The 14,865-nt window shown below is 36.9% G+C and carries 17 protein-coding genes; 9 read left to right on the top strand and 8 right to left on the bottom strand.

Translation table 11 applies throughout. From position 1 onward, the window contains the following. Positions 1-20: 20 nt before the first annotated feature. The 5 genes from RYX56_RS12010 to RYX56_RS11990 form a co-directional block, all read right to left on the bottom strand. A complete protein-coding gene (locus RYX56_RS12010) occupies positions 21-1,277 on the bottom strand; it encodes a nucleotide sugar dehydrogenase (protein WP_317122287.1) in 1,257 nt (418 codons plus the stop codon). Between the two features lie 114 nt (positions 1,278-1,391). Next, positions 1,392-2,090: an acyltransferase gene (locus tag RYX56_RS12005; RefSeq protein ID WP_317122286.1), complete on the bottom strand. Its 699-nt coding sequence runs from the start codon at positions 2,088-2,090 to the stop codon at positions 1,392-1,394. Positions 2,091-2,102: 12 nt separating this feature from the next. Then, a complete protein-coding gene (locus RYX56_RS12000) occupies positions 2,103-3,167 on the bottom strand; it encodes a Gfo/Idh/MocA family protein (protein ID WP_317122285.1) in 1,065 nt (354 codons plus the stop codon). Beyond that, entirely contained in the window at positions 3,157-4,284 is a 1,128-nt protein-coding gene (locus RYX56_RS11995; protein WP_317122284.1) for a DegT/DnrJ/EryC1/StrS family aminotransferase, read from the bottom strand. Before RYX56_RS11995 ends, RYX56_RS12000 begins: the two co-directional genes overlap by 11 nt. Before the next feature lie 138 nt (positions 4,285-4,422). Continuing rightward, complete coding sequence (locus RYX56_RS11990; protein WP_317122390.1) at positions 4,423-5,250, bottom strand: BclA C-terminal domain-containing protein; 828 nt, start codon at positions 5,248-5,250, stop codon at positions 4,423-4,425. 157 nt (positions 5,251-5,407) lie between these two features. Here RYX56_RS11990 and RYX56_RS11985 point away from each other — a divergent pair, with 157 nt between their 5' ends. From RYX56_RS11985 to RYX56_RS11975, 3 genes are all read left to right on the top strand, one after another. Next, on the top strand, positions 5,408-5,887 hold the full coding sequence (locus tag RYX56_RS11985) for a hypothetical protein (RefSeq protein WP_317122283.1): 480 nt from the start codon (positions 5,408-5,410) through the stop codon (positions 5,885-5,887). A 912-nt stretch (positions 5,888-6,799) separates the two neighbouring features. Then, a complete protein-coding gene (locus RYX56_RS11980; protein ID WP_317122282.1) occupies positions 6,800-7,471 on the top strand; it encodes a BMQ_0737 family morphogenetic spore coat protein in 672 nt (223 codons plus the stop codon). Positions 7,472-7,589: 118 nt separating this feature from the next. Further along, on the top strand, positions 7,590-8,291 hold the full coding sequence (locus RYX56_RS11975) for a hypothetical protein (protein WP_317122281.1): 702 nt from the start codon (positions 7,590-7,592) through the stop codon (positions 8,289-8,291). Positions 8,292-8,337: 46 nt separating this feature from the next. Here RYX56_RS11975 and RYX56_RS11970 read toward each other — a convergent pair whose 3' ends face one another. Then, positions 8,338-8,694 carry a DUF1360 domain-containing protein gene (locus RYX56_RS11970; protein ID WP_317122280.1) on the bottom strand — a complete coding sequence of 119 codons (357 nt, stop codon included), beginning with the start codon at positions 8,692-8,694 and terminating at the stop codon, positions 8,338-8,340. A 146-nt stretch (positions 8,695-8,840) separates the two neighbouring features. On the opposite strand from RYX56_RS11970, the gene RYX56_RS11965 reads away from it, so the two are divergent. Further along, entirely contained in the window at positions 8,841-9,242 is a 402-nt protein-coding gene (locus RYX56_RS11965; RefSeq protein ID WP_317122279.1) for a hypothetical protein, read from the top strand. A gap of 44 nt (positions 9,243-9,286) precedes the next feature. Here the strand turns inward: RYX56_RS11965 and fabI are convergent, their stop codons facing one another. After that, positions 9,287-10,066: an enoyl-ACP reductase FabI gene (gene fabI, locus RYX56_RS11960; RefSeq protein ID WP_317122278.1), complete on the bottom strand. Its 780-nt coding sequence runs from the start codon at positions 10,064-10,066 to the stop codon at positions 9,287-9,289. A gap of 496 nt (positions 10,067-10,562) precedes the next feature. Between fabI and RYX56_RS11955 the strand changes: the two genes are divergently transcribed. From RYX56_RS11955 to RYX56_RS11935, 5 genes are all read left to right on the top strand, one after another. Beyond that, positions 10,563-10,709: a hypothetical protein gene (locus tag RYX56_RS11955; protein ID WP_317122277.1), complete on the top strand. Its 147-nt coding sequence runs from the start codon at positions 10,563-10,565 to the stop codon at positions 10,707-10,709. Between the two features lie 15 nt (positions 10,710-10,724). Continuing rightward, complete coding sequence (locus tag RYX56_RS11950) at positions 10,725-10,889, top strand: hypothetical protein (protein WP_317122276.1); 165 nt, start codon at positions 10,725-10,727, stop codon at positions 10,887-10,889. A 252-nt stretch (positions 10,890-11,141) separates the two neighbouring features. After that, positions 11,142-11,270: a sortase family protein gene (locus RYX56_RS11945; protein ID WP_317122275.1), complete on the top strand. Its 129-nt coding sequence runs from the start codon at positions 11,142-11,144 to the stop codon at positions 11,268-11,270. A gap of 29 nt (positions 11,271-11,299) precedes the next feature. After that, positions 11,300-11,509: a class F sortase gene (locus RYX56_RS11940; protein WP_317122274.1), complete on the top strand. Its 210-nt coding sequence runs from the start codon at positions 11,300-11,302 to the stop codon at positions 11,507-11,509. 126 nt (positions 11,510-11,635) lie between these two features. Next, positions 11,636-12,610, top strand: coding sequence for a glycosyltransferase family protein (locus tag RYX56_RS11935; RefSeq protein WP_317122273.1), 975 nt, complete (start codon positions 11,636-11,638; stop codon positions 12,608-12,610). A gap of 25 nt (positions 12,611-12,635) precedes the next feature. Here the strand turns inward: RYX56_RS11935 and RYX56_RS11930 are convergent, their stop codons facing one another. After that, positions 12,636-14,699: a cation:proton antiporter gene (locus tag RYX56_RS11930; RefSeq protein ID WP_317122272.1), complete on the bottom strand. Its 2,064-nt coding sequence runs from the start codon at positions 14,697-14,699 to the stop codon at positions 12,636-12,638. Positions 14,700-14,865: the final 166 nt, after the last annotated feature.

Below are 14,865 nucleotides of genomic sequence, written 5' to 3'. Positions count from 1 at the left end.
TTTTAAGCAAGGGAAAATACTTAGAGTCGGTAAACATGTGAATAATTGTCTTCAAAACAATTCCTTGTATCAAAAATTAATTGAGCTTCATTGAGGATTCTTTGATAATCTAGTTGCGAATGGTTGCAGAGTAAAACTATACAGTCATAGTCACCTAAGTTATCCAAACTGCTCGCTTTCTTTTCTTCCCTATTGATAGTGATATTTTCAATATACGGATCATGATAGGAGACTAGATATCCAGCTGAGACCAATTCTTCAAAAATAGTGATAGCACTTGATTCACGGACATCATTTGTATTAGGTTTGTATGTTAAACCAATAAGCAGTAATTTACTTTGAGGGGTTACCATATTCCTTTTTAAAAGGTGGGTTATCCTGTTCACTACGTAACGAGGCTGCTCATCGTTTATTTTCTTCGCCAAATCAATAAATGGCGTTTTCAACCTTAATTGCTCTGCTTTCCACTTTAGATATAAGGGATCTACTGGAATACAATGCCCTCCAATACCAGCGCTTGGAAAATATGGTGTGAATCCGTATGGCTTCGTACTTGCTGCTTTCACTACATCCCATATGTCTATATCCATTACATGACAAAGCCTCCCTATGTCATTGATAAAAGAGATATTAATAAATCTTTGGGTATTTTCCACTAGCTTAGTCATTTCTGCAACTTTTGGTGAAGTGACCGGCACTAGTGATTCAAAAACACTTTCATAAATCGATTCCACCTGATTTAAACATGCCTCGGTAACTCCACTAACAATCTTTGGTATTTGTTCAAAAGGTAACGTTTGATTACCTGGATCAATACGTTCTGGAGAATAACCTAAAAAGATATCCACTCCAACGGTTCTTCCCATTTTCTCAAGAGTTGGTTTAATAACTTCTTCTGTAGTACCTGGATAAGTTGAACTTTCTAAAATGATAACTTGATTTCTTTTAATGTACGGGGTTGCGGCGTTAAGTGCAGCTTGTATATACGTTAAGTCAGGCTGATGAGTTTCAGATAATGGCGTAGGAACACATAATATGATCACATCCACCTCTCCTATAGCTGAAAAATCATCTGTAAAAGAAAAGGTTGCCGTATTTCTTAGTGCAGTCATTTCTTCATTTGTAATCGTTGAAAGATAAGATTTACCTTTTTTGTATTCACTTAGTTTAAATGGATCTATATCAATCCCTATGACATTAAAGTCTTTTGAATGAAATAACATGGCTAAAGGTAATCCAACATAACCTAGCCCAATAATTCCTACTTTTCTTTTCAAAATTCTCCCTCTCCTTTTTCCAAAGCTTCACATACTCTTGTATTAGTATGTTTGAGAGAGAAGAAGGGATCTGGATACTCACACAACTACTTAAAAATGGTGATTCATCTATAATTACATTTTTATTTCGCGTGCAGGACTACCAACTACAGTCATATTGTCCGGCACATCTCTTGTCACAACCGCACCCGCACCAACAACAGATTGCTTCCCAATTACGATATCAGGTAACAAAGTAGCATTATTACCAATCTTCGCTTGTTCTTTTATTGTGGGACCTTTATGAATACCTCTACCAGTAGCCATGTATTTATCATTAGACATCGAACAACAAGGTCCTATGAATACACGCTCCTCAATGGTTGTATCTGCCGTAATATAAGAACCTGTTTGTATAGTTACATAAGACCCAATACTCGTATTAGGTTCTACCATCACTTGTCTGCCGAGAATTGTATGTGTGCCTATATTGATTTGTTCCCTCATACTTACTTGGTCAGCAATAAGAACACCGTCATTTACTATGGAACCTCTATATAAAATAGCATGACTTCCAATTATCACATTATTTCCAATTTCCAAGGGTGGAAGTGTTCCCTTTGGTTTACGAGCCATCTTCTTATTCGAATTAGGACTTTTACCAAGAATAGTTAAATCCCCAATTTTCACATCACTACCGATCACTGTATCTTTTTTGATCATACAATAATGACCGATTTCAACGTGGTCCCCGATAATTACTCCATCTTCGATAATAGTATATTCGCCAATTTTAGTGTCCGATCCTATTTTAGCACTTTGATGAATATGCAATCATACTCCCCCTCATATTTTACCTTTCATCCAACTCGTTTCGAATGTGGATAGCGGTAAGTACGTTTTATTTTTATCAATAGCTGATTGATACAGAGCAAAGATAGCCTCTAATGCCCGCTCAGATTCCTTCCCATTGACTACATATGGTTGCTCGTTACCTTGTATGGAGTCTATGACTGCCTCATACATTCTAGTATGTTCATTTTGATCTTCTATCCAGGTTTCAAGTTCTTCTTGTGTTAGAGTTACACCCTCAACCTCAAAACGTTCAATCTCTTGTAATTTAGTACCCTTTAAAGCTACAGTTCCTTTCTCACCAAAAAGCCTGATAGAGTAACCGATGTTAGTAGGCAAGGTTATAGTATTTGCATGAAGGATCCCTTTAGCGCCACTTTTAAAAGTAAAGATACCCATTGCCGCATCTTCCGTTTCTTTTGAATCATTCTTCTTGATCAGACATCCATCAACATCAACTACATCCCCTAAAAACCAAACTAACAAATCAACTAGATGAATTCCTTGATTAATAAGCATACCTCCATCTAAATCCCATTTGCCTCTCCAATTCGCCTCCTTGTAATAATGTTCAGATCGGTTAATCTCTATTGTGATTGCACCATAATAAAGCTCTCCGAATAGCCCTTGGTTAAGCATTTCTTTAATCATCAAAATCGTCTTTATATAACGGAGTTGATAACATACAAACAATTTCTTACCACATTGATTGGCAAGCTGATGCAAATTCCTTGATTGGTCGAGTGTAAGTGCTAAAGGCTTTTCAACTAGAACATGCTTTTTTGCTAAAAGCGCTTCTTTAGTCATTTCTGCATGTAAACTCGAGATGGTCGAAATAATGACTAAATCAACGTTAGAATCATGAAGGAGACTTTTATAATAAGAATAGGTCGCTATCTTTTGTTCGCTTGATGACTGGATTCTTAAAAGTAAGTTATCCATGCTCTCTACTGAAATATCACTAAGAGCTGTAATTTTAACACCCTTTAACTTATTAATCGTATTCACATGTTTTTGAGCAATACGTCCACAACCAATAATACCAACTTTAATCGTCATCTTTACCAGGCTCCTTATATGCCTGAAGAACCTTGATTACTCTATCTTGCTCTTCATCAGAAAGGAAAGGGTGCATTGGTAGAGCTAATAGCACGTCAGCCTTTTGTTCAGATACCGGAAAATCACCTTTTTTGTATCCAAGGTTCTTATACACTTCTTGTAAATGAAGCGGAATCGGGTAATAAATCCCACTTGCTATATTATGTTGCTTTAAATAATCCATTAAATCATCTCTATGATCGTGTTCTATGCAATAAAGATGGTAAATATGTGACCCATTTGAAGCTGGGATTTTAGGGGTTTTCATTCCATTTATCCCATCTAGTGATTGATACTTCTTAGCTCGTTTAATTCGTACACTATTCCATAAATCAATTTTCTTTAAGCAAATACGGAGAATAGCTGCATGTATTTCATCTAATCGGCTATTGTATCCAATCTCATCATGATAATATTTCCTTGTGGAACCATGATGTCTAAGCTTTTTAATTTTTCTTGCAATCTCTTCATTGTTTGTCACTACTAACCCACCATCCCCTATAGAAGAAAGGTTTTTTGTAGGGAAAAATGAGTAACAACCAATATCTCCTACTGTACCAAGTTTTAACTCATGATTAGTTGCTCCAAAGGCTTGGCAAGCATCTTCGACCACAAATAAATTATGCTTCTTTGCAACTTGACATACCTTGTTTATGTCACATGACAGACCAAACAAATGAACTGGTAAAATTGCTTTTGTTCTTGAAGTAATAGCCGCTTCAATATAGGAAGCATCTATATTCAATGAGTCTTGATCGATGTCAACAAAAACGGGTTTTGCCCCTATTCTAGATATTGCTTCTGCAGTTGCAAAAAAAGTAAATGGTGTGGTGATCACTTCATCTCCCTTACCAATTCCTAATGCTTTCAAACTCAAAACAAGTGCATCTGTACCGTTTGCTACAGAGACTGAATAGGCAGTATTTAAATATTGACCAACCTCTAATTCAAATTGTTCTACTTCTTTTCCTAAGATATATTGTCCGCTATTTAACACATTCTCAATGGATGCAAGTACTTCCCTTTTTATGCTTTGAAATTGCCTATCAACATGTATTAATGAAATATGCTCTTCCATTCTTCCACATCCTTAAATTCATACTTTTCCATAAAGATAGCTGGTATCGCTTAAACTTCCAGCATTGAATGTCTATTACACTTCTGCTAATAAGCAAGGTTTCTGCTTTATTAATCAGAAACCTCACTCACACTTTTTTTACTCCAACCTTAAAATTGATAAAGTCGCTCCTGCTCCGTCCTGCAAAGTTACAACTTCTAATAACCCATAAAGCTCTAAAGAGATGGTCGAGTCTGCTGGTAGAGTTATAATCACATCTCCAGTAAAAGAACTTACTGTTAAAAGGGCATCTAGTGTCCCTTGCGGAAGCGGCTCACCGTTTACTACTAACCTCGCTCCAAGTAAAAGAGCAGCAGTCAACCTTACATTAAATGATATGAAGTAACGACCAGCAGTTTCTACTGTGAATTCTGTACTAGTTGCATTTGGTGTAATATCAGAAGATAAGTTTTGAGCATTAGGTAAAGGAATCGGAGCACTTCCAAGACCAATTGTAATAATCGTACCTTCTGTATTACTTGCAAAACCAGAAGTAGCTGTTACTATTGGTCCGTCGATTCCATCTGCTCCTGCTGGACCTGTTGGACCTGCTGGACCTGTTGGACCTGCTGGACCTGTTGGACCTACTGCTCCATCTATTCCGTCTACTCCTGCTGGACCTGTTGGACCTGCTGGACCTGCTGGACCTACTGCTCCATCTATTCCGTCTACTCCTGCTGGACCTGTTGGACCTACTGGACCTACTGCTCCATCTATTCCGTCTACTCCTGCTGGACCTGTTGGACCTGCTGGACCTATTGCTCCATCTATTCCATCTGCTCCTGCTGGACCTGTTGGACCGGGAGCACCAGGAGGACCTTGCCTTCCACGCTTCCCTCTTTTCCCTCGTTTACTCGCAGAGTTACTACAACAGTTCCAATTAGCTCTAGATTGATTAGAACAACACTTATTGCGTCCAAAAAACATCAATATAATAACCTCCTTTTATCTAGTCTTCTCTATGTTATTAAGCAATGAAAAAAACGCCTGTATTTATAACCAGTTTCATTGAACATCTCACATATTTATTCCTTAAAAAGCATATGTTTGTGTAAATGTCTGTTATAAATAGGAGGAGATTTTCTTGAATAAGCAACAGCAGTTATCTAAATTAACTCCCATTCAATTACAACAACGTCTCATTTACACCCAATCTGAACTTAATAAATACAAGAAAGAGGTTGATAAATACCAAAACAATTACCATTACAGCCTCATTGATGAGCTTCAAGAAAAGAACAAATTACTACATTCGGAAATGCAAGCAATAAAAGAAACACACATAAATGAGAAACAAGCGATAGTACAAGAATTGATGAGTGTCAAGCAACAGTTTCTAGAATTAGAAAAAAAGCACGCAACGACATTAGATGCTTTTAAAGAAGAAAAGATACAATGGTTAGAAGAAGCAGATAAATTGAAAAAGATGAATATAGTAGAGGAGAGTAGTGAGGAGTCTGTTCCGAAGCCTGCTGAAAATGATTCAGTTGAAACAAATGAACAAGAAGAAGCGGGCACACCGCACTGGTTCAATGAAATTATTAAGCAACACAAAAAGGACTAGCGAAATTATATTCCCCCAAAAAAGCTGTCATAGTGATATTATCCCCTTTAAGGAGACATTCGAAAAAAACCTCAGATATGATGAGGCTAGAGAATGAGACTTGGAGGGGATTTTCTAATGGAAAAAAAGGGCAAACCTTTCGTTAGTATACAAATGACTTCAAATTAAAGGCTGTAATGAAATATGTAAGTGGATCTGTAAGTTATACACAAGCTACTGATGACTTTTGGATTCGTCATTGTTCTCAGCTTAAAGTATGGGTGAAAAGTGGAGAGCGGGTGAGTCATTTGACATTCGATTTGGGGTATCTAATCCACTTAAAGGACGCGGACGAGAACACAATTTAAGTCTGTGGAAGAAGAATGAGACTATTTGAAAGCTCAGGTAGATTACTTAAATAAGCGGTATCCAAATCTGGCGGGGGAGGAAAGCAGGTCAAGACAAATAAACAAACGCGCACCAATAGAACATCGATGCGCGCTAGCTGCTATTCTTTTTTAGCTGTCTACTTTACAGGGGTGAGATCAGAGCAGGGAGTTTTGTTATTTAGCTACATATTTTCTCGAACAACAAGAGGAATCATCAACTCTTTCCTCTCTTCGTTTGAATATTCTTTCCTTTACAACCTTTTCAACTTTCTTTTTTTCCTTTTTACCTTTTACGAACTCTTTCTTCTTCCCACGCTCCATAATAGACTCCTCTTTTCTTTTTTATAAATACACTATGTTAATCTAAGAAAATGGTCTAGGCATTGGCCTATTTACCGATTCCAATTATGCATTCGCCTGTTTTCTAACAATCAATTAAATAAAAAATCACAAATTTAGCGGGCTGTCATACTATACAGTAGTCTGAATACCCACTTAAATAATCAAAAAATTAAAGTAGGGTAAAAAAATAGGAGGTACAATGATGAGTCATAAAAAACACAACTTGTGTATCAATGCAGAAAAAGTCTTTGACTGGGTCATTCGACCAGTAGATATTCAAACAAAAACTTTTTGCGGTGAAGAGCTAGAAGAGTTATTCGGTGAGAGCAGGGACCTTTTGGAAGATGGTTTATGTGATTTTCTAGAAGAAAACCCAGGCATCACTACAGAATGTAAAGTCCTAGAGCAATGTCTTGAAGCAAAGGAGATTATCCAACCGAATGGTCGCCAAAAAATAGAAGTAACTCTTCCTAGTGGAGAAGAAGTGAAACTCCATAAAGTAAAGATACTTGTATCAGGAAAAGTAAAAGTGTTTATTTTTGATGGGAAACAATGTGTAAGTGAATCTAGAGTCATTGACTTCTGCACGACCCAGACCTTTTTTCTCTGTGCACCAAAAGGTACGTGTGTGTATGCACGAGTACTAGAAGGGGAATGTGACGCAGAACTAATTTGCTGCAACGATACAGCTCATTTAAATATTGATATTGACTTCTGTTTAGACGTTCATGCAACAGACTTTGTTAAATTAGAGATTGAAGGGGCATACTGCAAACCACGGAATGAGTTTCCAATTAGTGATATTGTTGTTTGCAGACCTGAAAAATCGCCACCTCAATGCCCACTTATCTTTCCAGGTAAAAACTGCAAATAAATAAGACCGCCCCTAGAGAAATCGAGCAAAAGCTTAATCGCTTCCCTGCTCGATTTTTTCTTCTTTTGTTCATAATCAATACATAGTTATATAACACAAGCATTTTAGGAGGGATAAAATGGTTCGTTCATCTAAAGTTACTTCGGATAAAGAAGTTCAACTTCAACAAAAATTAATTCACTACAGGTCTGAGGTCATCCGTTCGAAACAAATTATTGAACGTCAAGAAAATGAAATCAAAAATCAAAAGGAATCTATTCAATCTTTAATGAAACGATTATCAGAAATACAAGAAAATGCTGAAATTTTACCTAACAATCAATCAAATGCTGAACTGAATCTTCAGTTTCATAGTTTTTTTTCATATTCAGTTATCATACCCAAAAGAAAGAATGAAGAAGAACATATTATTATTAAAGGTCTGTTCACGATAGTCAACACTGGAACTCAATCAATTCACTCCCCAGTGATTTGCTTAGAGTTTAATCAGCCTGAATATGCAAATTTATCCGGAAAGATTCAGCACAGTAAACAATCCTCATCCTCTCAATTTTTACTCGAAGAAGACACACTTGAAGAAATATGGGCGTTTATAGAGGGAACATCACAGAAAGAAGCAAAAAAAACAGGTAGATATTGGTTAAAGCCTACTAATTCAGATATTTTATTAGGCAACACAACGTTATCTACCTTCAATTTTGAGGTTTTATTACCAAGTCATCAAATAGAAAAAAATTTAGTAATTCAAGGTTATGTATATAGTGAAGAAATGCCGGAGGGGAAACCGTCAAACAATAAAATAATATTTAATTTCCATTAATATCTTTTTAGCACCTATCCTCCTGCTGGATAAGTGCTAAATCTATTTACTTCTTAATAGCCTTTAGTATTGTTTCTACTATCGCTGCTACTCCTGCAATTGCTAACAGATATACAGGAAAAATCATAAAATCATATAACCAAATAAATCCAGTAAATATGATAATAGAAGCCCATATTCCTGTACACCAGTAACAACTTAACACATCCCCAACAAATTTCCTTATGCCAGTTCCTCGGCTAGAGATATAGTAATACACTTCCCCTCCTTCTTGTTCTTCTTCTGTTATTTCGATAAATGGGCTCCTCATAAATTCTGTAATGCTATCAAAAACAATTAAGTGTGTAAATCTAAAAACAGCTAAAGAGAGCAATAAAAATTCAAATCCTGTTAATTCCGTCATAAAATTAAACACATCCCTCACCCTTTTTCTCTATACATACGCCGAATTGAGCAGTAATGATCACTTTATTTTAGAGACAAACACCCTTTCTCAAAATCTACATAGGCTACTATATAAAGTGTTATAAGCTTGAAAGGAGTGCTTAGATGCATTATTACTATTCAGACGATCATTTTCGTCAACAACCATCTGTGCAATTTTTACCACCAAGTGTTATTAGCCAGTATGTAGGTCAATGGATTACGACAGCTATTCCAGGCTATGGTCAAGTAGTCGCTTATGTTACAGACTTTAACCCGCGCAATGGAATGGTATCCATGTTTATTTACCAGTCTCCATACTATCAGCCTCAATTTATCCAAGTTCATAACAGTGACCTAGTGGGAATTGCTCCTTACTATGGACCAATTCCACCCCGGCCATCTCAACCGGGTCCTGGGCCAAGGCCACCACGACCACGTCCTAGACCCCCATATTTTCCATGGTGGATCTGGGGTATTGGTTCATCAGGGCCGATCGGATTTGGAAGTCAACAACAACCTAGGTAAATTAAAAAAAGCAAGCATCTCATACTAGATGCTTGCTTTCTCCATTATAGGGATAGAATGTTGTAACCACTATCGACGTGAAGTAATTCCCCTGTAATCCCTCTAGAAAGATCACTCATTAAGAATAGAGCCGTATCCCCAACTTCTTCTTGAGTAGTTGTGCGACGTAGAGGTGCACGCTCTTCAATCTCACGAAGAACATCATTAAATCCACCAATCCCTTTAGCGGCTAGAGTACGAATTGGGCCTGCTGAGATCGCATTAACACGGATGTTTTCTTTTCCTAAATCATTAGCTAAGTACTTCACACTAGCATCAAGAGATGCTTTAGCCACACCCATAACGTTATAATTACGAACGACTCTTTCTCCACCAAGATACGTTAATGTTACAATACTGCCCCCTTCTGACATAAGAGGACGTGCAGCTTTAGAAACAGCTGTAAGTGAATAAGCACTAATATTTTGTGCTAATAAGAATCCATCACGAGTGGTATTTAAGTATTCTCCTTCTAGTTCATCCTTGTTGGCAAAGGCGATACAGTGAGCAAGACCATGAATCGTTCCTACTTCTACTTTAATTTCATTGAATGTTTTTTCGATCTCAGAATCATCTGTGATATCACACGGTAAAATCAAATGGTCCTCACGCTCGAGTGTTTCCATTAAACTGCGAACATTTTTTTCAAGTCTTTCCCCTGCATATGTAAAAATTAATCGCGCTCCAGCATTTGCTAATGATTGAGCAATTCCCCAAGCGATACTTCTTTTATTTGCAACACCCATTACAACATATGTACGATCTTTTAATGAAAGTTGAATCATGAAATCTCCTCCGTTATAGGTAGTTATTAGTACCAAGTACTAATTATTATATCATACCTCTCCCCTACTTGGTACCACATTCTATCTCTTTCAACAAATCATTAACTTATCCCTTCTTTGTTTCTATATTTCGTAGGGTAAACTCACAATTTGGGCACTCAAATATCACATTTTGATTCGATTGAGCAGTTAGCAGATGTCTAATTTCTTTGCTCTTATGACATTTAGGACAAATAATTAATGGTTCCATCTTAATCCCTCCTTACCTAATAACATACCCTTATTAAATCAGATTAACATTTAGGACTTATTAACTATTTCAAAGAAAAGAGTTAATGTTTTGACAGAATGTTTTAAGGGGGGGATAAACTTCACCTTGTACATTAGCATAAAAAAAAATTAAATAATGATTGAAAAGGTTGGTCATTTTTGTTCATCCCGGTTCAAAGCAGTGGATTCAAACTAAAAATAACCATACATGAGGAAATGAAACTAGTTGAGAAACGGATTTTTACTTTCATTAGTTGGGGCATTAACATTATCATTTAAAGCAACAGGTTTTGCAGCAGATCATTCAGAGGAAGATGTCAAAGTACGTGTTGCTCATGATTCACCAGATGCACCTGAGATGATGTTATTTTAAATGGAGATGTAGTTGTTGAGGGAGCTGATTTTAAGTGACATGTCTCTTGATGCAATGCCTGCAACAGGTATGGGTGGTATTTCAACTACAACTAGAGTCTTACTTATCTTATTTGCTGGAGCATTAGCATTTGGTGCAGCTCTTTTCTTTCTTAACTTTCGACGTAAGCAAGAAGCATAATTCTCTTTTCTCATTCTTACTAGGGCTATTCACTGTGGTTGTTTGTGCACCTAATAACATCTTCTCATGAGTACAAGAGGAATTTAATATGACCGAAATTCAAGTACTCCTCTTTAGATGAGGATCTCACCCAATCAAAACAGCAAGATGTTACTCCTATCACACAAATCAATTCCTCATTAATTCCCACTCCTATCTCAACTCCTAAAATTGAGGTAGAGGCACATAGTGGGTTTAAATGAGAAATGTCATATGGATGTACCTAAAGATGATTTTGAAGTCGGATGGTTTAATCGTGATCCAAAGTCAGGTAATCAAGGAAATGCTGTATTAGCAGGTCATGTTGATAGCCGAACGGACCAGCAATCTTCTTTGACATAGAGAAACTTTCTATAGGAGATCAAGTTGAATTGACTGGTGCGAACGGTGAACAAATGACTTTTTCAGGCATAAATATGGCAGTTTATCCTTATGATGATGCGCCAATCGAAACTATTTTTGGCTATACATCTGCTAAACGACTGAACCTCATAACGTGTACTGGAGAATTTGATAGAGTGGAGCGAACTCATAGAGAGCGTCTTGTTGTACTGCAAAATCAGATAACTAAAACACAGTAACAGGGGCTTATTGCAGTAGTCCCTTTACTTTATTTTAATTATGCTATTAGGCGACCCACTCTTGATGTTCTTACATATACATATTAAATAAAGACCTACTTCATATCGACAAGAGGTGTAATATGAATGAACAAACCATTAAATGTGTTAATATTAATTAAAAATTTTCACATCACCCACCCAAAACATAAGATCAAAATGGATATCATTAATGCCATCGAAGAATTCGCCAACGTTAAGTATTGGCATAAAGACGCAGATATCAATGATGTCCTCGAGCAACTTAAGTTTTCACCCGACTTTATCTTTCATTATGATATTGCTTGGAATTATGCCCTCGCTCCCAAAATCACGGGTCTAGATAAAATAAATATCCCTAAAGGCTGCTATGTGATTGATCTTCACTGGGATAACGTCAAAAGGCTAGCTTATTTTAAGAATAATAAAATTGATCTCATCTTTTCAGCCAGTAAAAATCCCTTTTTAAAGGTCTTCCCAAAATTCCATGATAAATTGGTATGGCTACCATGGTCAATCAATCCAGATATCATTAAAGATTGGAAACAACCCAAAACAATAGACTATTTATTAATGGGATTAGTATGGTCAGAGGAACTGAGAGTAAAACCCTTAAAAGGAAGATATTTATTTAGAGATGCTGTACTTCAAAAAATGCGCTTAGAAAAGGGATTTGTTTTTCACCCTCACCCTGGTCATAATGCTCAAGAATCCAGTAGTATTTTAATAAACGAAACTTATGCTAAAGAAATCAATCGCTCCAAAATGTTTTTCACTTGTGGATGTACGAGTGAATTAGGTGGATTTGCAGTATTAAAATACTTTGAAGTCTTAGGTTGTAATACTTTGCTTCTAGCTGAACCAAACCAGGATGTTTTAGATTTAGGGTTTCTAGATGGAGAAAACTTTATTTCCTGTAACACTGAAGATTTTTATAACAAAGCAAAATATTATCTGAAAAATGAAGAAGAACGTAGGAAAATTGCTGAAAACGGTCATACTTTTATTCAAACTAAGCACACCAATAAAGTTAGAGCTAAAGAGTTTATCTCTAGCATTCAACAATTTCTTAAAAAGAACTAGGCAAACTTATAGGGTTTGCCTAGTCTCATTCTTCGTACGATTTATTAGACAATACTGTACGGGGCACATCAGTCCCTCTTGAACCACGTAAGTCTACAGGATCTTTATCAGGTGGATAAATCATAATGAAGCTCTCAGGCTTTGCAACAGCTAGAATTCTAGGTAAACGCTCTAACTGAGGATGCCATGCAAGTGACCCTCTTCTAGCACTCAAAACCGCTACAAGATCATCTTTTCTTAATATCGGCATAAATGAACGATGCAACTCATTCCAAGATGGAACTCCTACTACTTGAGTTTGAACATCTGGCTTAACTTTTTCAAACATCGATTCATAACTACCGATCGTATCATGAATGACATAAACTGTTAGAGTTGCCCCTATCTGACTAGCCAATTGCTTCGCTGTTCGAATCGACTCATAGGCTGCTCTTTTATGGTCAAAACCTGAAGGGATAATAACAACTAGCCTCTTCGTCGTGTTCAAAGGATGCCCTAATTTAGAAACTAAGATCATCTGATTTGTTCGCTCTAATAATTGATCCAAAATACTACCAAATATCCTTTGCGGTGTAGATAGTTTTCCATTCCATCCAATCACCGCTGTAGTAATGCGTGATTCTTGCATCGCACGTATCATACCTGATGAAATATTAGGGTCAACTCTTGTCAGCATTTGGATTGGAACCTCTGCACCAGCCGCATAACTCACTGCTTTCCCTAATGTTTTTTCCGCTTCTACAATCTTTTCCGGCGCTTCTTCCCCTTGACCCTGTGCAACAGATAAGGTGTATAAAGGTTCCTGCGAAGGACCACGAATAATAAAAGCAAGCTCTAATAAAGACTCCATTGTTTTCGGATTAGCAACAGGAACTAATACTCTTTGCGGTGCTAATGACGGCTCATACGGACGTTGCTCTTCTTTTAACGCAATTTTCCGAGCATATATCTCAACCATATAAGGACCAATCATACAAGTAACAAGTATCATGACAATAACGGCATTTACAGTTGCCTGATTAAATAATCCTAAATCATAGCCTACAAGGGTAGCAGCTAAAGTAGCGGCAGCTTGAGGAATCGATAATCCAAACATCAGCTTAATTTCATCGGATGAATAACGATAAAGTTTCCCAGCAATCCAAGCAGCCAAGAATTTCCCTCCAATAACCAATGTGACAACAACTGTGGCCATTAGCCAAGCCGTGGGATCAGATAAAAGTACTCGTATGTCCATTAACATTCCAACCGATAATAAAAAGAACGGAATAAATAATGCATTCCCAACAAATTTTATACGGTTCATTAATGTTCCTTGCTCAGAAATAAATCGATTTAATGCAAGTCCGGCTAAAAACGCACCAATAATTGGTTCAAGACCAGCAATTGTTGCAAAGTAGGCAGATACAAAAAGGACGGTCATCACAAAGATAAACTCAAGGGCTCCTTCACTACTTAAAGTACGAAAGAAAAATTTTGCAATGATTGGAACTAAAATGAGCACTGCGGCTACATAAAGAGCTAAGGATATGAGCAGGATAAACCAGAAATTAGCTGTGAGTTCTCCTTGTGTTGCTCCTGCTACGACCGCGAGAATAAGAAGAGCTAACGTATCGGTCATAATTGTCCCACCTACAGTAGTGGTAACAGACTTATTTTTAGTAATACCGATACGGCTCGCAATCGGATAAGCGAGCAATGTATGAGAGCCGAGTAAGGACCCAAGCAAAATCGCTGCAGCAACCGAATATCCAAGTAAATATACAACGAACGTACCGAGTATAAATGGAATCGTAAATGACATCGTCCCAAAGGTTAAGCTTCTCGTACGGTATTTCTTAAATCCATCTAAATCAATTTCAAGTCCAGCTATAAAAATGATATAAAGTAAACCAACCGTACCTAATAACACAATCGTCGGATCACGATCTAACATGCCTAATCCGTTAGGTCCGATAATAACACCTGATAAGATTAAACCAATAATACCGGGAATACGAAGCTTTGCCATGATTAAAGGAGCAATCAAGAATATGACCATGGCTATTGCAAATATAAGGACGGGATTCGTCACGGGTTGTTCAAACAAAATAAGCACACCTTTTAATCAATTTTAGTATCTTTATCATCTTAAAGAAACAAGAGAACAACTGTCAACGAGCAAGCTAAATGAATACCCTTACAATTTAACCTTTTTACCTTTAACCTTTTTATACATGTAGTATATCCTTATCTCTCTAGGAAGGATTTATGCT

Origin of the sequence: Alkalihalophilus lindianensis (assembly GCF_032843265.1) — a bacterium.
Classification (GTDB): Bacteria; Bacillota; Bacilli; order Bacillales; family Bacillaceae_D; genus Alkalihalophilus; species Alkalihalophilus lindianensis.
The sequence above is the reverse complement of the archived record's forward strand: the minus strand, read 5'-3'. Positions and strand labels throughout refer to the sequence as shown.

Bases quoted from the DNA above. Each gene is read 5' to 3' on its own strand.
- fabI (WP_317122278.1), bottom strand. From the start codon at position 10,066: ATGATTCAACTTTCATTAAAAGATCGTACATATGTTGTAATGGGTGTT.
- RYX56_RS11995 (WP_317122284.1), bottom strand. From the start codon at position 4,284: ATGGAAGAGCATATTTCATTAATACATGTTGATAGGCAATTTCAAAGC.
- RYX56_RS11945 (WP_317122275.1), top strand. From the start codon at position 11,142: ATGGATGTACCTAAAGATGATTTTGAAGTCGGATGGTTTAATCGTGAT.
- RYX56_RS11935 (WP_317122273.1), top strand. From the start codon at position 11,636: ATGAACAAACCATTAAATGTGTTAATATTAATTAAAAATTTTCACATC.
- RYX56_RS11980 (WP_317122282.1), top strand. From the start codon at position 6,800: ATGAGTCATAAAAAACACAACTTGTGTATCAATGCAGAAAAAGTCTTT.
- RYX56_RS11965 (WP_317122279.1), top strand. From the start codon at position 8,841: ATGCATTATTACTATTCAGACGATCATTTTCGTCAACAACCATCTGTG.
- RYX56_RS11990 (WP_317122390.1), bottom strand. From the start codon at position 5,250: ATGTTTTTTGGACGCAATAAGTGTTGTTCTAATCAATCTAGAGCTAAT.
- RYX56_RS11975 (WP_317122281.1), top strand. From the start codon at position 7,590: ATGGTTCGTTCATCTAAAGTTACTTCGGATAAAGAAGTTCAACTTCAA.
- RYX56_RS12000 (WP_317122285.1), bottom strand. From the start codon at position 3,167: ATGACGATTAAAGTTGGTATTATTGGTTGTGGACGTATTGCTCAAAAA.
- RYX56_RS11970 (WP_317122280.1), bottom strand. From the start codon at position 8,694: ATGACGGAATTAACAGGATTTGAATTTTTATTGCTCTCTTTAGCTGTT.